At 38.8% G+C, this 22,211-nt stretch carries 21 protein-coding genes; 1 reads left to right on the top strand and 20 read right to left on the bottom strand.

Translation table 11 applies throughout. The features are described 5' to 3' along the window. Window positions 1-89: 89 nt before the first annotated feature. The 5 genes from NHH15_RS14435 to iolE are packed head-to-tail and all read right to left on the bottom strand — an operon-like array spanning window position 90 to window position 5,287. Window positions 90-920 carry a sugar phosphate isomerase/epimerase family protein gene (locus NHH15_RS14435; RefSeq protein ID WP_262067357.1) on the bottom strand — a complete coding sequence of 277 codons (831 nt, stop codon included), beginning with the start codon at window positions 918-920 and terminating at the stop codon, window positions 90-92. A 14-nt stretch (window positions 921-934) separates the two neighbouring features. Next, on the bottom strand, window positions 935-2,311 hold the full coding sequence (locus NHH15_RS14430) for an MFS transporter (protein ID WP_262067356.1): 1,377 nt from the start codon (window positions 2,309-2,311) through the stop codon (window positions 935-937). Continuing rightward, window positions 2,312-3,328, bottom strand: coding sequence for an inositol 2-dehydrogenase (gene iolG, locus NHH15_RS14425; RefSeq protein WP_262067355.1), 1,017 nt, complete (start codon window positions 3,326-3,328; stop codon window positions 2,312-2,314). A gap of 22 nt (window positions 3,329-3,350) precedes the next feature. After that, window positions 3,351-4,364, bottom strand: a complete 1,014-nt coding sequence (locus NHH15_RS14420; RefSeq protein ID WP_262067354.1) for a Gfo/Idh/MocA family oxidoreductase — start codon at window positions 4,362-4,364, stop codon at window positions 3,351-3,353. 23 nt (window positions 4,365-4,387) lie between these two features. Further along, the gene (gene iolE, locus NHH15_RS14415) at window positions 4,388-5,287 is read right to left on the bottom strand and encodes a myo-inosose-2 dehydratase (RefSeq protein WP_262067353.1); all 900 of its coding nucleotides are present in this window, start codon (window positions 5,285-5,287) and stop codon (window positions 4,388-4,390) included. 254 nt (window positions 5,288-5,541) lie between these two features. On the opposite strand from iolE, the gene NHH15_RS14410 reads away from it, so the two are divergent. Further along, window positions 5,542-6,411 (top strand): AraC family transcriptional regulator, encoded by an 870-nt coding sequence (locus tag NHH15_RS14410; RefSeq protein ID WP_262067352.1) that lies wholly within the window; start codon window positions 5,542-5,544, stop codon window positions 6,409-6,411. 38 nt (window positions 6,412-6,449) lie between these two features. Here NHH15_RS14410 and NHH15_RS14405 read toward each other — a convergent pair whose 3' ends face one another. The 15 genes from NHH15_RS14405 to NHH15_RS14335 form a co-directional block, all read right to left on the bottom strand. Beyond that, the gene (locus NHH15_RS14405) at window positions 6,450-7,418 is read right to left on the bottom strand and encodes a sugar ABC transporter substrate-binding protein (RefSeq protein ID WP_262067351.1); all 969 of its coding nucleotides are present in this window, start codon (window positions 7,416-7,418) and stop codon (window positions 6,450-6,452) included. A gap of 50 nt (window positions 7,419-7,468) precedes the next feature. Then, a complete protein-coding gene (locus NHH15_RS14400) occupies window positions 7,469-8,410 on the bottom strand; it encodes an ABC transporter permease (protein ID WP_262067350.1) in 942 nt (313 codons plus the stop codon). A gap of 33 nt (window positions 8,411-8,443) precedes the next feature. Beyond that, the gene (locus NHH15_RS14395; RefSeq protein WP_262067349.1) at window positions 8,444-9,934 is read right to left on the bottom strand and encodes a sugar ABC transporter ATP-binding protein; all 1,491 of its coding nucleotides are present in this window, start codon (window positions 9,932-9,934) and stop codon (window positions 8,444-8,446) included. A 235-nt stretch (window positions 9,935-10,169) separates the two neighbouring features. Then, window positions 10,170-11,192, bottom strand: a complete 1,023-nt coding sequence (locus tag NHH15_RS14390) for a sugar ABC transporter substrate-binding protein (RefSeq protein WP_262067348.1) — start codon at window positions 11,190-11,192, stop codon at window positions 10,170-10,172. 52 nt (window positions 11,193-11,244) lie between these two features. Next, window positions 11,245-12,279: an ABC transporter permease gene (locus NHH15_RS14385; RefSeq protein ID WP_262067347.1), complete on the bottom strand. Its 1,035-nt coding sequence runs from the start codon at window positions 12,277-12,279 to the stop codon at window positions 11,245-11,247. Further along, on the bottom strand, window positions 12,280-13,782 hold the full coding sequence (locus NHH15_RS14380; protein ID WP_262067346.1) for a sugar ABC transporter ATP-binding protein: 1,503 nt from the start codon (window positions 13,780-13,782) through the stop codon (window positions 12,280-12,282). It lies immediately after the preceding gene. 34 nt (window positions 13,783-13,816) lie between these two features. Beyond that, window positions 13,817-14,827, bottom strand: coding sequence for a Gfo/Idh/MocA family protein (locus tag NHH15_RS14375; protein WP_262067345.1), 1,011 nt, complete (start codon window positions 14,825-14,827; stop codon window positions 13,817-13,819). A 15-nt stretch (window positions 14,828-14,842) separates the two neighbouring features. Next, complete coding sequence (locus tag NHH15_RS14370) at window positions 14,843-15,985, bottom strand: Gfo/Idh/MocA family protein (RefSeq protein ID WP_262067344.1); 1,143 nt, start codon at window positions 15,983-15,985, stop codon at window positions 14,843-14,845. A gap of 228 nt (window positions 15,986-16,213) precedes the next feature. Continuing rightward, on the bottom strand, window positions 16,214-17,791 hold the full coding sequence (locus NHH15_RS14365) for a response regulator transcription factor (protein WP_262067343.1): 1,578 nt from the start codon (window positions 17,789-17,791) through the stop codon (window positions 16,214-16,216). Next, complete coding sequence (locus NHH15_RS14360) at window positions 17,776-19,524, bottom strand: sensor histidine kinase (protein WP_262067342.1); 1,749 nt, start codon at window positions 19,522-19,524, stop codon at window positions 17,776-17,778. The genes NHH15_RS14365 and NHH15_RS14360 overlap by 16 nt, the downstream gene beginning before the upstream one ends. Window positions 19,525-19,538: 14 nt before the next feature. Further along, on the bottom strand, window positions 19,539-20,465 hold the full coding sequence (locus NHH15_RS14355) for a substrate-binding domain-containing protein (protein ID WP_262067341.1): 927 nt from the start codon (window positions 20,463-20,465) through the stop codon (window positions 19,539-19,541). Window positions 20,466-20,704: 239 nt separating this feature from the next. After that, window positions 20,705-20,854 carry a hypothetical protein gene (locus NHH15_RS14350; protein WP_262067340.1) on the bottom strand — a complete coding sequence of 50 codons (150 nt, stop codon included), beginning with the start codon at window positions 20,852-20,854 and terminating at the stop codon, window positions 20,705-20,707. After that, window positions 20,851-21,210 carry a M14 family metallopeptidase gene (locus NHH15_RS14345; RefSeq protein WP_262067339.1) on the bottom strand — a complete coding sequence of 120 codons (360 nt, stop codon included), beginning with the start codon at window positions 21,208-21,210 and terminating at the stop codon, window positions 20,851-20,853. Before NHH15_RS14345 ends, NHH15_RS14350 begins: the two co-directional genes overlap by 4 nt. After that, window positions 21,207-21,737, bottom strand: coding sequence for an MATE family efflux transporter (locus NHH15_RS14340; RefSeq protein WP_262067338.1), 531 nt, complete (start codon window positions 21,735-21,737; stop codon window positions 21,207-21,209). The genes NHH15_RS14345 and NHH15_RS14340 overlap by 4 nt, the downstream gene beginning before the upstream one ends. 99 nt (window positions 21,738-21,836) lie before the next feature. After that, on the bottom strand, window positions 21,837-22,211 hold a 375-nt coding region (locus NHH15_RS14335; RefSeq protein ID WP_262066647.1), incomplete at its 5' end, for an RNA-guided endonuclease InsQ/TnpB family protein.

Below are 22,211 nucleotides of genomic sequence, written 5' to 3'. Positions count from 1 at the left end.
TTTTTCATTGCCGACAGGCAAGTAAATCAATTCATCTCACTCCCTATAGAGGAAGGAGAATTCTTGATGTTTTTGTTAAAATTAATTCCCTACAAAAACGCTTTTGTGGTCTCTGCACCCATCTTAATGACTTCATCTGCGCTCATATTCCAATATTCCGGTCTGAACAATTCCAGACACGCCGGACCATCATATCCTACTGCTTTTACTGCTTCCGAGATTTCCTTTACCGGAATCGCACCAAGACCTGGCATCAATCTGTTGCAGTGATCCAGCACACCGAGAGGCAAGTCTTCACAATCATTGATGTGATAGACAAAGAGTTTGTCCTTTGGTATTTTCTTAATGTACTCGATATCGGCTGCCTTGTCGTGCATATAGAAATTGATACAATCTACGGTAAGGCCAACACTATCACGGTTTACTGCTTCTACAATTTCAAGAGCCTGTCTCACACTGTTACAGCACCATCTTCTGTCTCCAATTGGTTCAAAAGATAATTTCACACCGTAGGGCTCTGCAATATCTGCTAATTTATTCAGTACTTCTACAGAATCTTCAAACACAACTTGCTCATCCAATGTACAGATTTCATCTGTCATTGTCGGTACAACAATGATATAAGGATTATTAATTTCCTTTGCCACCATACACCCAAAAGTGAATAGGTTCACTAATTCTTCCCATTCCTTTGGAGAGCAGAAATTAATATTTTCAATTGAATTAAATGCAAATGGTTTTAATTTGCTTCCTGCAAAAAACTTTTTTAAGTCTTCCAAAGTATTATACTTTAGATATTCCTTCAGCATGTCCAATCGCAGTTCAATGTAGTCGTATCCATTTTTTTCGCAAAGTTCCAAATCTCTCATTACATTAGAATTCTCTTTACACGTTGCTTCGTTATAACCAAGTTTTAACATTTAGAGCTCCTTTCCTACATCTCGCCTCTTGCTTCTCTTTCATTTAATTCTTCCATGATTTTCGGATATTTATTATCCAATTTGTACAACAAGAGTACAATAACTGCTACAATCCATACTAAAATCGGTCCCCACATATAAATATTCTTGATCATACTTATTGCTGAATCCGGTTGTACCACTTTCGCTCCTGTTGAACTTAAATATCCTGCTTTATTTAATAAAGATGTGATTACAGCACTGGTAATACCAGTTCCAATTTTAAATCCTAATGATCCTCCTCCAAAGATTAAAGCTTCCTGACGAATAGAGGTCTTCCACTGTCCAAACTCGATAACATCCCCCATCATACCAAATACAACAGCGGTAAGAGGTGCTTCTCCTAATGCTCTGACAATACTGGTCCCTAGTGCCCAACCAAAGCTGCCTGGATTAAGAAGGAATAACGCATGGGCTACTACAGCTATAATTGCACCGATTAGTGATAGATTTCTTTTTCCCATTTTTCTTAAAAGAATTGGGCAAAGCATTGCTCCTAATACAAGCGTTCCTGCTTCTGCAAAATAGAGGGCACTGTACATCCACGAGTCATTTTGGAAAATGTATTTACAGTAATAAGGCAACGATGTTCCTACAATTGTTCCATGAACACAAGTTACAGTCCAAAGAATAAGGGTTGCCCAAAAGTATTGATTTGTCAAAAGTGCCTTTATATTTTTCCCAAATGGAATCTTGACTTTTTCTCGTTGTTCAAATGATACCGTTTCCTTGCATTGAAGGAAGCAAATTAGAAGCATAAGAAATGCCAAAATAACGTACATAGACATTGCCTTTACCCAGGCCGCTTGATTATCACCGAATAATTTGACAATCGGCATTGTCAATGTAACTGCAATAATTCTACCAATTGGAGCCATTGACATACGGAAGATAGAGAGTAAATCTCTTTCGTGTGAGGAACGCGTCATCATTGTAGACAACGTTCCGTAAGGCACATTAATTGCAGTGTAAAATACTGTTGTACACAGGTTATATGTTATGAAAATATACCAAAATTGTAGTGTTTCACTCGTCTGTGGTACTGTAAAAAGTGCGATTGCTGATACGCAATAAGGAATGCTCATCCATAATACCCATGGTCTCGCTTTGCCCCACTTAGACTTTGTCTTATTGACGATAAATCCCATAATAATGTCTGAGGTCCCATCAAAAATACGGGAAATCAGCATTACTAAACCTACTGTTGCAACTGATACACCAGCATAGTCTGTATAGAAAAGTGTCAGTAGTGTGGAAATCATACCAAACACAATATTACAAGCTGTATCTCCAAATCCATATGCAACACGAGTCCCTACTGTTAAACGATTCGTATTCTTTGTCTGTTCCATCTATATTTCACCAACCTTCACTGGGCGTCCTTCTTTCAGTGACTTTTCTGCTGCCATTGCAATGATAACTGGTGCTAATCCGTCATTTCCATTTACAAGTGTTTCCGTATCATTTAGGATTGCTTTTGTAAACTCTACTGCTTCTGAAATAAATGCATCATTGTAGCGTTCCAAGAAAAACCATGTTGGTTTTGAAATTTCCACGCCTTCTGCCGTTGAAATCATGGACATATCATTGCGGTCGTTTGCCACCTGAACACAACCTTTGTCACAGTGTACTTCTGTTCGTTGATCATATCCGTAATGTGCTGCTCTACTGTTATCAATCACACCGAGAGCTCCATTTTCAAATTTCATCATAACGATTACTGTATCTACATCTCCTAGCTCTGCATAACCTGCACCACTTAATTCCGCACCGTATGCCATAACTTCGGTCACTTCACTTCCCGCAAGGTAACGAACCATATCGAAATCATGGATTGTCATATCCATAAAAATCCCGCCAGATACCTTAATGTAATCCATTGGCTGATGATCCGGATCTCTTGAAGTTACTTTGATTACATGTGGCTTTCCAAGGTACCCCTCTGCTACTGTATCATGAACCTTCTTGTGATTATGATCGAAGCGGCGTACGAATCCTACCTGAAGTTTTACTCCAGCCTTTTTAACGATTTCTAACGTTTCTTTGATTTTATTTAAATCTGTATCAATTGGCTTCTCGCAAAAAATATTTTTCCCTGCATTTGCCCCTTTTTTGATTAAATCTGCATGAGTATTTGTAGCAGAGCATATGAAAATTGCATCAATTGATTTATCATTAATGATTTCATCTGGGTCTGAGTAGCACTTCTCAATACCCATGGATGCTGCCCATTCTTTCATTTCATCGTTCATCATTGGATCTGCTACTGCTACCAAATCAGCGTCTGCTACTGAATGTGCTAAGTTTGCGCCATGCAATCTTCCTATTCTACCTGCACCAATCAGTCCTATTCTTACCTTTTTTCCCATTTCCTTTTCCTCCAATATTTTCCTATAGTGTTATCATATTACCGCTTAAGAATGATTCTTTACAACGGAATGCGATTTCTGTGTTCTTCGTTCCATCTATTACAGTTGGTGTACCTTGTTTCTTTTCGATTACGTTATTTGCAAACACTTCCATTTCTGTAATGTAAGCATCGTGCCAACGTGTAACAAAATCCTGGAAGCATTCTTGGCAAACACCATGTTCACTCATAACTTCTAACATCGAGCTGTTCGGCACAGATGCAATGCGTAAGGTTCCTTTTGTTCCGATAATTTCTGTTTCAACATGAGAGCCATGAGCTGCTGCACGACCTGCATACATAAATGCCATTGCATCATTTTCACACTGCATCATGGTTGCCACATTATCTCCGTCATCCCAATCCTTGTATTGTTTAAACTCGTAGCATCCGCCAATTGCCCATAATTTCTTAGGCTCAGAGTCAGTCAGCCAACGAATCAAGTCAATGTCATGGATGTTCATATCAATGAACTGTCCACCAGAACGTGGTGCATATTCAAGAGTTCCTTCAATAATGGACACTGGATCCTGAGAATAACAACGTACTAAAATCACATCTCCGATATCTCCTCTGTTGATTTTCTCTTTTGCAACAGCATATGACTTATCGTATCTTCGCATAAACCCAAGCATAAATGTAAGATCTGGATGCGCTGCAACTACTTCTTCTGCTTCTTTACACTTTTCAATCGTATCACTTAATGGCTTGTCACTAAATACATGCTTTCCAGCTTCCATTGCAATTTTTATCATTTCTGTGTGGGAATCTGTATTGGTTACAATAACAACTGCCTCAACATTGGAATCATTACACAAATCTTTTGCATTTGTATAGTATGCAGGAACATCTAATTCCTCTGCCACTTCTTTTGCACGTTCTTCTTTTCTGTCACACACCGCTACAAGCTCTGTATTTGGCACACGGTTTGCAAGATTGCATGCATGCTCGTAACCTAATCTACCTACTCCAATAATACCTACTTTTACTTTTTTCATTTCTTAATCCAACCTTTCTTTTATTAAATACCTGTTTGCTCTTTTACATATTTTCTTGCCATAACTGCGTAGTCAAAAGGATTATAGATATAAGGATTCTGCTCTGCTTCTATAACGAGCCATCCCTTATATTCTCTTTCTTCTAATATCTTAAAGACCGCTGGGAAGTCTACACATCCTTCCGGATCTCCCGGGATTGTAAATGCTCCCTCTAAAACAGATTCTAAGAAGCTTAATTTATCCCTTCTGCAGCGATCCACCACATCTTGTCTGATGTTTTTAAGATGTACGTGCTTTACACGGTCAAAATGCTTCTCTAAAACATTAACTGGATCATCTCCTGAGAAAGCCAGGTGACCTGTATCAAAAATAAGATTCACATATCTTGGATCGGTAAGTTCCATTAATTTATCGATTTCTTCTGCCGTTTGAACTGTCGTTGTCATATGATGGTGATAGACGATTTCCATTCCATTTTCTACTGCAATCTTTCCCAGCTTGTCTAATCCTGCTGCCAATTCTTTCCACTGCTCTTCATTTAGAACCGGCTTTTCCATGAAACTGGTACGAGATCTGTGTTGTACACTAAAGCTTTGATCCGATACATTAATCAGCTTTGCTCCTGCTGATTTCAAAAAGTACATATGATCTTTGAAATCTCTCTCTACTTGCCAAAATGGTATTTCATTGATGTAAGCACTAAACCACTGTGTGATATTTTCCAGACCTCTTCGTTTAAACTCTTCGTTTAATACTTTTGCATCATGAGGATAAGTGCATCCAATTTCAGTTCCTTCATACCCTGTCAGGGCAATCTCGCTGATGGTCTGAAGAAATGTCGCCTCTTTTCCATATTCCGGCATATCATCTTCTGTCCATGCAATTGGTGCAATACCTAATTTGATATTTTCTCTTTTTAACATTTGTACCTCCTTCTCCTTAACAGCAAACTTTTGCGGATTTTGATAGCTTATATTTCTCTTTTATGATAAACTTCATATTAACTTAAACTTGATAAGCATCATCCATCTCTTTTCCTTAAATATATTCTAGCATCATACCGAAATATCACGTTATCGTAATCTTGTTCCAAAATCAGCTATTTCGGTATGGAATATTTTCCGAATTTACAAATAATTGCACACTTGGGAATTGTGCGTCAATTGAGGAGGCTTTTATGGAAAAATCTGTCAACAATTTATCAAGGATACTAAGAGATGAAACTTTGCCACAACTTAGTGCCGTATATCTAATCGATGAACAGCACAACAATAAGTACACTCGTTTATTTCATTCTCATGAAAATGAATTGGAGCTTTATTACGTATATAGCGGATTTGGATATTACATGGTAAATAACCAGCCCTACGCTATTTGTAAGGGAGATATGGTGATCTGTAATGCTAAAGTGCTACATGGAGACGCTCCAACCTTTAAAAATAGTCTCAAGTCCTACTGCTGTGCTTTAACAAATGTAAAAATAAAGGGATTACCCGACAATTGGCTAATTGACATAGACGATTATCCAATTATTCCATGCGGTACACTTGCCGATAAGGTTGGCTCTATCATGGAACTTATTTATATGTTATCTCTGGATTTTGACAACTTATATGAAGTCTCTACTTCAATGGCAAATTCTATATTATTACTGATTTACCAATTATTGCTCAGCCGGGATCGGCACGTAAAAAGAACCCCATCCAGTAAAACGGATGCGGTTGTTGAGAAGATTAAGACTTTTCTTGATTCACACTATGAAGCAAACTTAACTTTAGAAAGTATCAGTGAAACTCTCAACATGAATCCTTCGTTTGTCTCACACTCTTTTAAAGCTAAAACAGGAATTTCTCCTATACAGTATATGTTGTTCCGACGCTTCGGGGAAGCGCAAAGCTTATTAATGAATACAGAGCTCTCCATGGCAGAAATCTCAGACTTACTTGGCTTTAGTACTCCTGCACATTTTAGTTCTATGTTCCGAAAACATGTAGGTATTTCTCCTATACAATACAAAAAATCATTTGTTGATATGAATAAAAAATAAGAGGATTTCTCCTCTTATTTTTTATTCTCTATTTCATTTTAGTATTCACTTACATTAGATTCATCAATCCAGATGTTTTCTGTACGAAGATCTGTCTTCTCCAATTTTTCTCCATTGATTACTTTTGCCATCGTTTCTACGGATAAGCTGCCTTGTCCTGCTGCATCTTGGGAAACAGTTCCCGTCATAGAACCACTCTCAATTGCATCGATACCATCAGAGGTTGCATCAATACCAGTTACAATGATGTCTTTTTTTCCAGCATCTTGTACTGCCTTTGCTGCTCCAACAGCCATGCCGTCATTTTGACAAATAATAGCATTGATTTCTTTCCCTGATTGTAACCAGTTCTCTACAATATTCAGAGCTTTGTCTGTTGCCCACTCAGCATCATCTTCATTTACAACAGTGATATCCGGATAATCCTTTAAGATATTATCATATCCCTCGTGGCGCTGTATTTGTGGGTCTGATCCCATTGGTCCATTTAAGATTGCTATGTTCCCTTTACCATCTAAAAGCTCTGCCACCTTTTCCATTTCCATTTCTCCAGCAGTTACATTATCTCCACCAACGTATGCAGCAACGTATTCTTCCCAATCAGACATTGCTCCAACCACATTTACCACAGGAATACCTTCGTCCGTTGCATATGTCACGATATTTTGAACTGCATCCACATTTATCGGTTCAAAGATAATTCCATCATATCCTTGGTCCACAGCGGATTCAATTTGACTGATTTGGGTTGCCGAATCATTGTTTCCGTCAAATACAACCACTTCAATTCCTAATTCTTTTCCTTTTTCGATAGCTGCAGATGTTACCGTAATCTGGAAATCATTTGTTTGATGACTCATACACATTGCTACCTTTAAATCCCCTTTTGAAGTACCTTCATCTGTTGAAGAACTATCATCTGTTTTTTCTGAACCTCTGTTACATCCGATTAACAGCGTCATTAGCATAGCTGCACACACTAGAACTGATATCACTTTTCTTTTCATTTACTATTTCCTCCTCTTTTATTCTTTTGATGCTATTTGAAATGGTCGGACTATGCTTTTTTTGTCTTCCCATTTACATCCGCTAATACTGCCACAATAATAATAATACCCTTTATAATCTTCTGATAATGGGAAGAAACTCCCAATATATCCAAACCGTTTGCAATTACCGAAATAATCAGTGCGCCAATCACAACTCCAAACCATTTTCCGGTACCACCGTTCATGCTGACACCGCCAATCACACAAGCTGTTATTGCATCCATTTCATAACCATCTCCTGCTGTTGGTGCTCCTACTGTTGTACGTGCTGTAAGTAAAAATCCGGCAATTCCCGCCATAATTCCTGCAATCATATATACTGATGTCTGCATTGCTTTCACATTAATTCCGGAAACTCTGGCCGCAAGGAGATTTCCTCCACAGGAGTAGACTCTTCTTCCGTATACAGTTTTCGTTAAGATAAATGCACAAATCACCGTGATAATTAAGAAATATACTGCTAAGTATGGAATGACTCCAAACAAGAAACCACTCGAAATATTTACATATTCTTTTGAGATTCCTGTAACCGGCTGTCCACCCGAAATCACTAAAGCAAGACCCCGCAGCCCTGTCATCATTCCTAGAGTCATAATAAATGGAGGTAAATTCCCTACGGAAACTCCAATTCCATTTGTCAAACCAAATAAAGCACCCAATCCTATACAAGCCAATAGTCCAACAATCAGCGGATGCTCACCCATGCCCAAATAGGCGGCCACCACACCTGTTACACCAACAATCGAACCAACAGAAAGATCAAATCCCCCGGATATTATGACAAACATCATCCCTAGTGACAGGATTCCATTAATAGATGTTTGTTTTAAAATATTGATTAAGTTTTTTGGTTGTGCAAAGTTCGGTGACAGTATTGTCATCACAATTACCAGAACAATAAATATTAGAACAATCCCATATTCTTTCATTAATTTCTGCCTTTTACCCATATCTTTATTCTCCCATTTCTATAAATTGTTTTTTTAAACTTCAATTGCTGAGGCATAAGACATAATATGCTCCTGAGCAAAATCCTCTCTGTTCAACTCCCCTGTTATATGTCCTTCTGCCATTACCAGTATCCGGTCACAGGTTCCCATCAATTCTGGTATTTCGGAGGATATAACAATCACTGATTTACCACTTTTCACCAACTCACCCATTAAAAGATAGATATCACGTTTTGCTCCTACATCGATTCCTCGCGTTGGCTCATCCATAATAATGATTTCTGGATCTGTTAGCAGCCATTTAGATATCACAACCTTCTGCTGATTTCCACCGGATAAATATCCTACAGCTTGATTTCTGGAAGATGTCTTGATTTTAAGCTTTTCAATATATTGGTCGGCAGCTTCCCGCATATTCTGCCGATTAATCAAGCCCGCCTTTAGCAGCTTCTTAATCGCAACCGTTGTAATATTATCTTCCACAGATCCTCCCAAATTCAATCCAGAGCCCTTACGATCCTCAGTAACAAGGGCAAGACCATTCTTTATTGCATCTCTGGGGGAACGTATTTCTACCTTTCTCTTATGTATAAAAACTTCTCCTCCTGAAATCCTGTCCATTCCAAATAGGGCTTCTACAAGCTCTGTTCTGCCAGCACCGACTAAGCCAGCGATTCCAAGAATCTCTCCTTTATGAAGGGAAAAGCTGACATCCTCGACTTGTTTTCCACGTGAAATATTTTTCGCCTCAAAAACAACCTCTCCAATCGCTGCCTCAACTTTAGGAAATACATCTGTAATTTCTCTTCCCACCATCATCTTAATTAATTTATTTTCATCCAGATTTTTCGTTGTATCTGTTCCAATGTATTGGCCATCACGCATCACCGTAATGCGGTCACATATTTGGAAAATCTCTTCCATCCGATGAGAAATATAGATAATTGCCACTCCTTGCTTGCGCAAATTATCAATATGAGAAAATAAAACATTCACTTCATGATCCGTAATAGCTGAGGTTGGCTCGTCCATAATAATTACCTTAGCGTTAATGGAAATCGCTTTAATAATCTCAATCAGCTGACACTGCGCCACACTCAAATCCCGTAATAGTGTATGTGGGGAGACATGTATTCCCAGGTCTTCCAGCAACCTTTTGGCCTCTCTGATTTCTGCCCCACTATCCACCAACGGTCCATTTCTAAGCTCTCGTCCCACAAAAATATTTTCATAAACCGGCATATCTAATATGGGATTAAGCTCCTGATGAATCATCGAAATTCCCACATTCATTGCTTCTTTTGGATTATTAGCCTTGTATACTTCCCCATCCATCGTAATCATCCCACTATCCAGGCTGTATATTCCCATAAGTATCTTCATTAGCGTGGATTTTCCTGCACCATTTTCTCCCATCAGAGCATGTACTTCTCCAGGTTTGATATTAAGAGACACTTTATCAAGAGCCTTTACTCCTGAAAAACTTTTACAGATATCCTTCATTTCCAGAATGTATTCCGCCATTTTCGCTCCCCTCTCCATTCAAATAAAATATAATTTGAACCACTTTATATTTTATTCTTTTATTTTATATTCTTTGTTCAATTATATATAATCTAGTTTTTAACGTCAAGCAATAGACATCTAAAAACATTCACTAAAATAATAATACTTTTTTGTGAATGTTTTATCATAAAAAGAAGGTGTCGTGCTTGTAACTCTTAGTCACTCCCACGACACCTCTGCTATCTTACTTTTTCTAGTTCAGCTTAACTCCAGATTTTTCAATTTGTTCTTCTACATTTTTACGGAAGTCTGCAACATTTTCATCTGTTAGTACAACGACATCTAAGGCTTGTTCTTTTTCCACCTCTTCACCATCAAGGATTTTAACTGCGTTTACCACTCCCTGATAGCCTTCTTCGATTGGCTGCTGTGCCACTGAACCAGTCAGCTTACCATCCGCAATTGAATCCATCGCATTGAAGGTTCCATCGAATCCTACAATAACAATATCTTTTAACCCTGCAGACTCAACTGCTTGCAATGCTCCTAAAGCCATATCATCATTGGTTGCATAGAAAGCCTTAATATCTGGATCCGATTGCAGCATATTTTCTGCTACATTAACTGCTTTTCCGCGATCAGAGTCCGCTGGCTGAATCGATACAACTTCCAAGCCTGCCTCTTCCATGGCTGCCTGCGCTCCATCCGCACGTTGATCATGAACGCTTTGTCCATTTAAACCACGAATAATTCCTACTTTGTCTCCCTTTTCAAGCTTTGATGCAATAAAATTACCGCCTTCTCCACCTGCTGCAATGTTTCCGGTTCCAATAAAACAATCGTATAGAGATTCATCATCTGTATCTAGCTTTGCGTCGATAATTACCAATGGTGTGTCGTTATTTTTAACCGTTTTTGCTGCTGAAACTAAGGATGTGGGTTCATTTGGAGCCAATACAATCGCGTCTGCCCCACTGTTACAAGCGTCTTCCACCATGTTAATCTGCGCCGCCGAATCGGACTCTGCATTTGGGCCAACTACGTCTACTGTTACTCCCAGCTCATTACCAGCAAGCTTGGCACCTGCTTCAACCATATGCCAGTAATCACTGTTAAGAGCCATACATACTACGGTAATCTCATAATCTTTACCTTCCGTTTTCGTCTCTTCACCGCCACTGGTTTCTTCTTTCTTGCTGCTGCACCCCATTATCATGGACAAAACCAAGATAATACTCACAAACAATGCGCTCCATTTTCTCATGTTTCTCTTCATACTTTTTCCTCCTTATGATTTCCCATCTTTCTGACGGGGAAATTCCTTTTTATTATGCGATTGCTTTTGCTTCGCCTTCTTTTTTCATTCTCTTAACACGTTTAAATCCACCGTTTCGAACCACATCAATAAACACTGCAATGATAATGATTACTCCTAAAAAGATCGTCTGCATGTCTGAGCTTACTTTCAGAAGATTCAATCCATTTCGAAGAACGGAAATCAGAATAACCCCCGAAAAAGTTCCCAGAACATTTCCCTTTCCACCAAAGAAACTGGTTCCTCCAATAATAACTGCTGCAATGGCATCGTTATCCAATAGTAATCCTGAAAGAGGATATGCGGAATCACTTCGTCCAACTGCGATAATACCACCTAAAGAGGCCATAATTCCTGAAATCACGTAAACACTGGTTCGCACAAAATCAACATTAATGCCTGATAAACCAGCCGTTGTCATATTTCCACCAACTGCATAGATATGACGTCCTAACCTTGTATAGGTGAGAAAAATGCTAAAAAGAACATACACAACAAGCATAAGAATAAATCCAACTGGCATTTTATCAAGAATAGATCCCGTACTTTTTGTTACCGTTGCAGATCCTGCCCATGAAATCATTAATGGCATTCCTGCAATTGGAGTTGCACCTGTAATAACCAGACCAATACCTTTGTAAATATTCTGTGTTCCCATTGTCGAAATAAAGGGATGAGGCAATTTACATTTCGTCAAAAGCAAACCATTTACTAAACCTAATACCGCTCCTGTTAACACACATATGATAATACATAAAAATGGAGGTAATCCCATTTCTACTGCACACTTTGCCATTACAATTGTTGACAGTGTCATTGTAAATCCAACGGATAGGTCAATTCCAGCGGTTAAAATACATGCCATCATACCAAGCGCCAGGAATCCACTCATAGATGTCTGACGTGCAATATTCATAATATTATTTACGGTCAGGAATTTATCTGTTTTTAACGTCAAAAAGATGCATAATAGAATGAGCGCAATAATTGGTCCTGCTTTTCCCATAATCTCCCTGACTTGTAAGCCTACTGTTTTTTCCTTTTTCATTTATAACGTCCCTCCTGTTGCCAGTGTAAGAATCTCTTCCTGTCCCACTGAACCATCATTCTCTACGATACCCATTTCTTTTCCCTCATACATAACCATAACCCGGTCACTCATTCCAAGGATTTCATCCATTTCCGAAGAAACCATGATGATAGCAGCTCCATCTTCCAAAAGTTGATTCATGATGTTATAGATTTCAACTTTTGCACCTACATCAACACCTTTTGTTGGCTCATCAAAAATAAATACTTTGGCTCCAGAGAGCAGCCATTTCATAATTACGATCTTTTGCTGATTTCCACCGGAAAAATTAAGGGATTGTTTATCTGGCTGTAATGGTCTCAAGTTCAATGCCTCTCCATGCTTTTGAACCATTTCACGCCGCTTTTTATTATCCAACAATCCACCTTTTCGCTTAAACTTTTCAAGGGTTACCAAAGTACCGTTTTCCACTACATCATGAATCAATATAAGACCTTCTTCTTTACGATTTTCAGTAATCAATACAACACCTTGCTTGATTGCATCTCTTGGATGCTTCATGATGACCTCTTTTTCTTCCAAATAGATCTTCCCATCTGCAAGTGCATCTGCTCCGAAAAGTGCACGCATGACTTCCGTTCGCCCAGCGCCTACTAAGCCAAATACGCCCAGCATTTCTCCACTGCGAACCGAAAAAGAAACCTCATCAAATTTGTCTGCACATAAGCCCTCACATCGTAAAACTTCCTTGCCTATTTTTACATCCTTCCGCTTTGGATACTTCTCTTCCAAAGTACGTCCAACCATCATTTGAATAATGTCATCTTCCGTGACATCCTTAACCTGCAAAGTTTCTCCCGAATTCTGTCCATTCCTAAGAACTGTTACCCGGTCTCCAACTCTCTTGGCTTCATCTAATTTGTGTGTAATAAAGAGGATTGAAACGCCCTCACTATTTAACTCCAGCATTAGATCCATCAAGAAATCAATCTCCTTACGGCTCAATGATGAAGTTGGCTCATCCATAATAATCAGCTTCGCATTACGATCTATCGCACGGGCAATTTCCACTAATTGTCTCTGACCCATACCTAGCTTTTCCATTGGCATGTCCACGTCTATATCTGATAACCCTACACGCTCAAGTGCTTTCTTAGCACAAGCCCTTTGTTCTTTCCAATCAATAAATCCGCTTTTTCTTTTTTCAAAACCTAGATACATATTTTCTACAATACTTAAACAGGGAATATTGCTCAGCTCTTGATAAATAACTGAAATTCCTAATTCGTATGCATCATCAAGACTATTTATTTTCATTGGCTGTCCCAGCCAAAACATTTCTCCGCCTTCTGGCTTATTAATTCCGATAATGGTTTTAATCATCGTCGATTTTCCTGCTCCGTTTTCTCCTAACAGCAAATGTATTTCACCTTGATCTACAGTTAAGTTCACTTCGCTAAGAGCCACTACACCAGGAAACATTTTTGTAATATTACGCATTTCCAACAATGGAACGCCCATCTTTCTTCCTCCTCCACTCATTTGTACTTGCTGACTAAGCGTAAAACACAGGACGCTCAGGTGTATTTAGTTTAATTTCTGTTCCACCCTCATCCCTTGATTGAATGAGTAAATCAGCAGTCAAAGCAGCAATGTATCCATCCCATGAATTTGGTCCAGAGGTTATCCCTTCCAGCGTATTATCAATCCATTCTTGAAGCTCTACATCATAGGCCTCAATAAAACGAACGGACCAATCCATACACAATGAGGTGCCTTTAAACGCTTCTTTTCGTATAGGAGGATAAGATGGATCCGGTAAATTCACCGTCCCATTTTCACCAACGACCTGGCATTGAATATCATATCCAAACCTGGCATTTAAAAACACTTCTATATCAATGCAGATTCCGCTTTTGGTACGAATCATTACCATTTGAGGGTCTCTTAAGCCTTCCGGTGCTTCCTTCGAAGTGCGTCCCACAATACAACGTACCGAATCATAATCATCCTGAATCAACCATTTCGTCAAATCAATTTCATGAATACAAGTTTGTGTAATCATAAAATCCTCTGTGACACCCTGTCCACTGGCTACATTACGATGTGCACTATGAACCAAAAGAGGTGCACCGATTTCTCCAGCATCTATCAACTCTTTCATCTGCCGGTATCCTTTGTCATAGCGTCTCATGAACCCAACTTGAACAAGGCGTTGTCCACCTTCCATTTCCGCTTTTATAATTTCCTTCGCTCCCTTTGCCTCAGTTGCCAAGGGTTTTTCACAAAAGACAAACTTTTTGTGCTTGATACATTCCAACACCAGCTCTTTATGAGCCGGATCCCAAGCTGTTACCACCACTGCATCAATCTTAGGATCTGCTATAATATCCTCTGCCGTCTCGGCCACTTTACACCCGCACAGCTGAGCAACCTTTTGGGCACTCTCTTTTATAACATCTGTTACCGCTACAATTTTTGCTCTTTGAAGTTTATTTTGAATTCTTTGAGCATGATCTCGTCCGATGGCACCACACCCTATTAAACCCACCTGTAATTCCTTCATGTTTTCGCCCTCCATCTACTGCATATCTGACACTTTAACTGCTTTTTTTGTGCTTGCTGATTCCTGCATCGCAACCATAATGCGATCCACTTCCAGACCATATGCAATATCTATGTCTAAAGGCTTTTTATCTGCAACTGCTGCCAGCATAGAATGAGCTTGAATTCCCATAACGTTTGGATAACTGATTCCATCATCACCATAAGTACAAAAATGTCTGAACTCTCCGTGATTTGGATTGGGTGCCAAAGTTTTGAATCCACGGCTAATTTCATCTCCGTCCTCAATAAAAATTTCCAGCTCGTTCATACGGTTCAGTGCAAACTTAATGGTTCCCTTTGAGCCCACTACTTCAAATCCCAGACGACTGTCATGTCCCACAGCTACTCTTGATGAATAAAGAACTCCTGTCCGTCCATTTTTATAGCGAACAATTGTGTAATCCACATCATTTGTATCCACTTCCGCTTTCTTAGATGAATCAAACATGTCTTCTCTTTCCTTGTAAACAATATCACTAAAACAATTTACTTCATCGATTCCACCTACTTGATCGTTTAGTAAAAAATCTGATAAGCTGATTACATGAGCAACTAAGTCACCCATACTTCCAGTTCCTGCAAACTTCTTATATTCTCTCCACATCATCGGTGTTGCTGGATCTGCCATGTATGCACAGTCAAACCAGCCTCTAAAGGTAACGATGTCACCAATCGTGCCATTGTCAATCATCTTTTTCGCTTCTACAATAGTAGGGCACTTCCGGTATACAAAATCCACCTGAGAAATAACGCCTGCTTCTTTTACAGCATCAACCATTGCCTGACCTTCTTCTAAATTCATGGACATTGGCTTTTCACACATAATATGCTTGCCTGCTTTTGCGGCTGCAATTGCCATTTCAGCATGGAGATAATTTGGCGTTGTAATTAATACCAGCTCCACTTCCGGATTGTGAATCACATCCTCCCAGTCTGTAGAGGCCTTCTCAAATCCATAAGATTCCTTTAAAATCTCTGCTCTTTCCAATTTAGGATCTGCAACAATTACAAATCTGGGTTTAACATCTCCATAGTTTTCAAATACTGAATTGTAACCTTGCATATGAAATTTTGCAATGACTCCTGCTCCTATTAAACCAACTCCGACTTTTTTCATTTTTCTATCCATCCCTTCCTCGGTCTTATTTTTCGTTCATTATAAGTACTTAAAGACTCAAGAGTAAGGTACAATAATTTAGATTTCACTACGTTTTTATAGTTGTTTTTAATCTCTGCAAACACTTTTGCGTGTTCATTTTAGGTATGCAAATTTAAGTCACATAATCCAAATATTTTCCACGCTCCACAAAAAAAGCACCTCATAGGTTTCCCTATAAGGTGCTTTTCAGAATAGTCCCTCTCTTTTATTTGCCTTCCGATATTCCAAAGGACTCAAGTCTGTCATATTCTTAAATGCTCTTGCAAAATAGTGATAATCATAAAAGCCCGATTGCTCTGCTACATCTTTTACTTTGTAATTGGTATTGACTAAAAGCTTTTTCGCGGTTCTGATTCTTAGCTCCAGCAAATAGCGGGCAAATCCTACCGACATTTCTTTTTGAAACAATGTACTTAGATAGGATGCATTCATATGTATTGCTCCTGCCACTTCTTTTAGTCCAATTTTATTCTTATAGTTTTCATGAATGTATGTGAGAGCACTACATAGCGCAGGACTTAAATATTCCGGTACCGTACTGACTAATAAGGACAAGATATGAACCTTATATTCTGCACAAACTGACTCCACATCCTTAATTGTAAATATACTGGCATAAAAGTCTTCCTCTCGTTCTACTTGGAGACTCTGATCCATATCCTTGACCCACTTAATCACTAAATTCGGAGCTGTAAACTCCTTTTTAAAATCTTTGACGGCATTCTGCAGTGCAAAAATGATTTCATCATCTTTATCTTCCTTTAGGAAAATGGGCAGCTGCTTCCGCAGATGATTCACATTCTCTGGAAGCTTATCCACGATATGATGCCCTAGCCCACCTGCATAATAGAGCACAGTTTCTTCTGTGTAAAAGCTTAGTTTCACCATATTTCGAGCCTGTAAAACGGCTTGCTTGACATTCGCTTCTCCTGCACATATGTCACTCACACCAGTCACATACTGATAGGGTTCTTGTTTCAGGCACTGACCCATAACAGAGACAATCTTAATAAGCTGCTGTTGCATCTGGCTCACTCTACATTCATTGGAAACATCTACAAAACAGCAAAAATGTCCCTCCCCTAAATAAAGGATTTCTATATAGTCTTTGTAGTTCTCTAAATATTTACCAAAATGATTTTCTAAATTTTCCAACACCTGACGGCTATAGTGATCCCACTCCGGCAATAACGACTGGTATTTAATAAGATTCCATTTTGCCATATAACAATTGATAACAGCACAATGAATAAATTTACCAGCAATTTGCGCCTCCACCCTTTTTGTTTCCCGCTCCTCTCCAACAAGTGTTCCTGCCATTAACTGATTAAAAAAATAAAATTTAAGGTCTTGTCTTGCGTAAAAATTCTCTTCCTTGTGGTTACCTTTACGCAGGCTCTTTACTGTATGAGGAAGAATTTCCATTAACGTCTCTTCACTAAAAGTATCCTTTAATATATATTCATCGGCGCCCAGCTTCATCGCCTCTTTTACGTATTCAAATTCATCATGACAGCTTAACACCATAATGTATACGGTCTGATCCAACTCTCTAATCTCTTCAATCATTTCAATTCCATCCATCCGCGGCATTGAAATATCGGTAATAATCAGATCCGGATTCCATTGTTTCTTTTTCTCAAGAGCCTCAACCCCATCTCTGGCAACATCTGTAATTTCGATATCAAACTCACTCCATATTGATAAATCCGACATATACTGCCGGACAATCCGATCATCTTCTACAATCAGCGCTTTATACATATGCTTTCCCCCTCTCTTCGTCCAAATTCACATAATTGTTTGGCATCTGTAATCGCAGGCATAGATATAGATACTTCTAATTTTTTATTTACCATCATCATATTTACCTGACAATGATCTCCAAAGTATAATGACAGCCTCTCTTTTACGTTAGAAATACCAATGTTACTCATTCCAGTAACTTTTTTTGCCGGATCATTCAGTAGCTTGTCAATAAGCTCCTGAGGCATTCCAATACCATTGTCACTAATTTTTATATTTAAGATTCCATCCTCTACGGATGCACAAATCACAATTTCATTATCTGTCTTGCCCATGTCAAACCCATGCTCAATGGAATTTTCAACGAACGGCTGCAAAATAAGACGGGGGATAAAACACTCCTTGGCATCCTCAACCTGATAAAATACAGCAAACACATCTCCATGTCGAAATTGCTGTAGCTTCACATATTTGTCAACAATGTCCAGCTCTTCCTGAAGCGTAATAAAAACTCCATTCTTATTGATTGCTGTTCGAAGTAAATCTGCAAAATTAGCAATTAATTCTGCCACTTCCTTCTCTCCTTTTGTAAGAGCATAACATTTAATTGTATTTAATGTATTATACATGAAATGAGGGCGAATTTGATATTGCAAAGCATCTAACTCTGCATCTTTTTTCAATTCCTCTTCCCGAATCAACTGCTTAAATAAGACGTTAATCTGATCTAACATATTATTAAAATTGGTACCAAGGGTTCCCACTTCATCTTTTGTTGTAACTTTGTAACGCAGGTTCAAATCCCCTTGTCCGACTGACTTAACGGTTTCGGTCAGCTGACTAAGAGGCTTGTATATAAACAAGGTACTAAAATAAGAAAACAAAAACGCAGCCGCAATAAACACAATACTCAAGGTCAAAACGAAAAAGCGCAACGATCTCAGCTGCACCAAAATTTCATCTGTCGATACCACAAGACGAATGACATATTGAGAAAAGGGAGCACGATAAGAAAGGCCGATTTCCTCACCATTTTCTCCTTTCACAATACCTTGTCCTGTACTTTCATGAAAAATAGGCTGGCTAAAAGATGTTCCAATTAAAGACCTTTCTTTCGCAGAAATCACCTTCTCTTCCTGATCCACTAGCATCAAAGTTGTCACCTTACTGCTGTCTAAATAATCCAAATAATTATAGTAAACTGACCTCTCCTGAACGTTGACCATTACAACACTAGGCTCTACTTCTCCTGTATTCAGTGTATTCACAAAGGAAAGCATGTGCCCCTCCTTTTTATAAGGTATGCCCATAAGCGTTGGATTATGAAAAGTGGAATCCCTTAATGCAACCATCGGTCTTTCTACTCTTACCGGATATTCTTCTGAGGTAATTAAAACATCCAATTCTCTTAAATACACACAAATAGAGCTTATTTCCATATTCTTCGTTTTATAATCCGCCAAAAGTTGTGACAGTCTTGCTGCACTTTCTTCGGTCTGCTGCTCCTTATACTTTTGTACCAATTGAATCAACTCTTTTTCATAAGCCATTTTGGCTGATATTTCATAAATACTGCTCATTGTATTGTCAAAATATTTCCCGGCCTGCTCGACGCGATAGTACAAGTTTTGACAATAGTCTTTTTGTATCATTTCCGCATCTTTTTTATAAACAAGGGTAACCCCACAAATCACAATCACCGTAATAACCAATAGCACCCCTAGTAATACCTTGTTCCGCAAACTCCACAACTTCCTCTACCTCCTTACGGCTCTCCTTGCAGGTCATAATTATATATATTTTCTTTTGTTAAGATTTCTGCTTGGAGCATTGTTTCTTCTAACTCTTTATGGTCTCTTACAATTTCCGTTATACGCCGTATTGTCTGGTAACCATTTTCATAGCCTGAGTGATTTGCCAATGCCATAATCCTTCCATTTTTAACTGCTTCGTATGCATCTTGCTGAGCATCCATTGCGCAGATTTTAATGCTTGATTCCTGCTCTTCCAAATAGTCCGCTAATCCAAGCGCCGCTACAGCGTTGGTCACAAAAATCATTCCCAAATCAGGATTATTATCTAACAGCTCCTTTATCTCAGTCTCTGGGAGCATCAGATTGCTGTACCCGTCAATAACAAAAGCTGTTCGTATAGAAGAATGTTCATCCAGGTAACCACAAAATCCTTCCACACGTTCTCTATGCCCTGCCTGTGTTAAACTGCCGGAAATAATACCTACACTTCCATTTCCTTTCAGATATTGAGCCGTGATCTCTGCCAAATCTTCACCCATCTTATGGTTGTCATATCCTATATACGGAATATCCACATCAAAATAAGCAGAATCTGTAGCATAAATTGGTATGCCTTTCTCTTGGGCTATATCTATATAGGAAATATCTCTTGAATCAATGGGAGAAATTGCAATCGCATCAATATCTTTGTTCAGCAAATCTGTTATCATCTGCCTTTGTACATCTGCTTCCTTTTCCGTCTGAGGCGAAATTAAAATCACATTTACATCAAAATCCCGGGCAGCATTATTAAGACCGGAGATGTAAGACATCCAATATTCACTATCTTTTGCTTTTGTAACTACACCGATTGTAAACTCAGTGTTTTTTATTGAAATATTATCTTTCGCTGTACACCCCACTAATAACCATACCATGCACATACATGTCACAATCACTCTGCTTATCCTTCTCACTTGTTTCCCCTTCCTTTTTTATCGTAATATCTAAAAAAGCTGCTGAACTGATTTTATTCTTCCAGTCCAACAGCTCTCATCGTTGATAATATCTCTGCCTTAGCTTCTATTAATATTCTTATCATTTATGGGCGCATTTGTCAATGTGATTTTATAAAATCACCACTATTTTATATTATATTTTTCCCTGCTTCTTAGGCTGTACATACTGAACCTTTTCCTTACATTTCTTCGGCACGTTTTCTCAATTCCTTTCTTGCTTCTGATATTGTAAGGGTTCTTTCCCCCTTTATACGTTCCTCTTCTGCTTGTAAAACTTTTCCACGTAACTCCAGAATCTGTTCTCGTTTTTCATAAGCTTCAATACTCATAAAAACACCATCTCCTGCACCATATAACATGCCACCTTCTCCGATACGCTCCCTTCGCGGTTTCCCGGGAAAACACGATTTAGATTCTGTCCATCCTCTGGGACCTGAGACAGCGTATTTCCTTTGCAAAACCCACTGTAGTTCGTGGCATGTATAAGAATGATTTTTCCTTTTAACGCCCTTCTTGTATCTTCCTTTTCCAGCTCTTTTGCCAGCTGAATACTCGCCTCAATACTTACATACTCTGTGCTGTGTACACCTGCCGTAATCAGAATGGTTTTCCCTTCCCGTTCCCCTTCTATAATTGTGGCAGGCAAATAAATATCATCGTCATAAACCTTTAGGTATGTATTCACTTAGATCTCCTTTTCAATTCTTTTTTCATCAATCTATAATTAAAGAAAGCACACAATCCCCACGTAACGGGATAGACAAGAACCAAGCGATTGATGTCATTGCCCTTCTGTGCCCATAGTAAAATCAATAAAATACGACTTCCACTTAAGAACAAAATGCTGTTCCTCATGGGACCAATCGTATTTGACAGTCCCCTTGTAATGCCTCCTGTAATTTCCAAAATGGCATAGAGGAAATAAAAGGGCAGGGTGATTCCCATAATACCTGCACCAATTCTTACAATCCGTTCATCTTTTAGTAAAACCCAGATTAAGCTTTCACGAAAAATCAAGCAGATTCCTGTTAATAATAATGTAATCCCAATTCCAAGAATCAACCCTTTTCGTGCTCCTTCTCGAATGCGGTCAAACTTCCCTGCACCGAAGTTTTGTCCCGTAAAAACCATCATGGTCTGTCCCATGGATAAGATAGGAAGATAGATAAAGCTTTCAATCGTGACATGCTCCCACCACTTGAATGCTATCATTCTGAAGTGGGGGCTTCCTGTTCAATATTCCTAATGGAATAAGTATCTGCAGGCTATCCCCGTATGCCCTACGGTTTGTGTTCTTTTATTTTCGTACAGTCACGCACTTAGCATTCTTTTTCCTTCTTCCCGGATATTGATTGCAGCATTTACATCTCTGTCTAACTGATTCCCACATTCACATCGATAGCTTCTCTCTGCTAAGGAAAGTTCCCTCTTTATTTTTCCGCATTTACTACAGGTTTTACTGGAAGGATAATAGCGATTGATTTTTAAGAGCTTCTTTCCCCTGTCTCTCAGTTTATATTCCAAGAGATTACAGAAGTTCCCAAATCCATTATCCATCACCCCTTTTCCCAGATGGAGGCTCCTACTCATGCTTTTCATGTTTAAGTCTTCTACACAGACTACATCATATTCCCTTGCCAGTTCCAGACTCAACTTATGTTGATAGTCTTTTCTTTGATTCTTTGT

The sequence above is a fragment of the Aequitasia blattaphilus genome (genome assembly GCF_024721305.1).
Taxonomy (GTDB): domain Bacteria; phylum Bacillota; class Clostridia; order Lachnospirales; family Lachnospiraceae; genus Aequitasia; species Aequitasia blattaphila.
The sequence above is the reverse complement of the archived record's forward strand: the minus strand, read 5'-3'. Positions and strand labels throughout refer to the sequence as shown.

Bases quoted from the DNA above. Each gene is read 5' to 3' on its own strand.
- NHH15_RS14340 (WP_262067338.1), bottom strand. From the start codon at position 21,737: ATGATAGCATTCAAGTGGTGGGAGCATGTCACGATTGAAAGCTTTATC.
- iolE (WP_262067353.1), bottom strand. From the start codon at position 5,287: ATGTTAAAAAGAGAAAATATCAAATTAGGTATTGCACCAATTGCATGG.
- NHH15_RS14365 (WP_262067343.1), bottom strand. From the start codon at position 17,791: ATGTATAAAGCGCTGATTGTAGAAGATGATCGGATTGTCCGGCAGTAT.
- NHH15_RS14385 (WP_262067347.1), bottom strand. From the start codon at position 12,279: ATGAAAAAGGAAAAAACAGTAGGCTTACAAGTCAGGGAGATTATGGGA.
- iolG (WP_262067355.1), bottom strand. From the start codon at position 3,328: ATGGGAAAAAAGGTAAGAATAGGACTGATTGGTGCAGGTAGAATAGGA.
- NHH15_RS14370 (WP_262067344.1), bottom strand. From the start codon at position 15,985: ATGAAAAAAGTCGGAGTTGGTTTAATAGGAGCAGGAGTCATTGCAAAA.
- NHH15_RS14410 (WP_262067352.1), top strand. From the start codon at position 5,542: ATGGAAAAATCTGTCAACAATTTATCAAGGATACTAAGAGATGAAACT.
- NHH15_RS14395 (WP_262067349.1), bottom strand. From the start codon at position 9,934: ATGGCGGAATACATTCTGGAAATGAAGGATATCTGTAAAAGTTTTTCA.
- NHH15_RS14435 (WP_262067357.1), bottom strand. From the start codon at position 920: ATGTTAAAACTTGGTTATAACGAAGCAACGTGTAAAGAGAATTCTAAT.
- NHH15_RS14375 (WP_262067345.1), bottom strand. From the start codon at position 14,827: ATGAAGGAATTACAGGTGGGTTTAATAGGGTGTGGTGCCATCGGACGA.
- NHH15_RS14390 (WP_262067348.1), bottom strand. From the start codon at position 11,192: ATGAAGAGAAACATGAGAAAATGGAGCGCATTGTTTGTGAGTATTATC.
- NHH15_RS14350 (WP_262067340.1), bottom strand. From the start codon at position 20,854: ATGAGTATTGAAGCTTATGAAAAACGAGAACAGATTCTGGAGTTACGT.
- NHH15_RS14405 (WP_262067351.1), bottom strand. From the start codon at position 7,418: ATGAAAAGAAAAGTGATATCAGTTCTAGTGTGTGCAGCTATGCTAATG.
- NHH15_RS14400 (WP_262067350.1), bottom strand. From the start codon at position 8,410: ATGGGTAAAAGGCAGAAATTAATGAAAGAATATGGGATTGTTCTAATA.
- NHH15_RS14380 (WP_262067346.1), bottom strand. From the start codon at position 13,782: ATGGGCGTTCCATTGTTGGAAATGCGTAATATTACAAAAATGTTTCCT.
- NHH15_RS14420 (WP_262067354.1), bottom strand. From the start codon at position 4,364: ATGAAAAAAGTAAAAGTAGGTATTATTGGAGTAGGTAGATTAGGTTAC.
- NHH15_RS14430 (WP_262067356.1), bottom strand. From the start codon at position 2,311: ATGGAACAGACAAAGAATACGAATCGTTTAACAGTAGGGACTCGTGTT.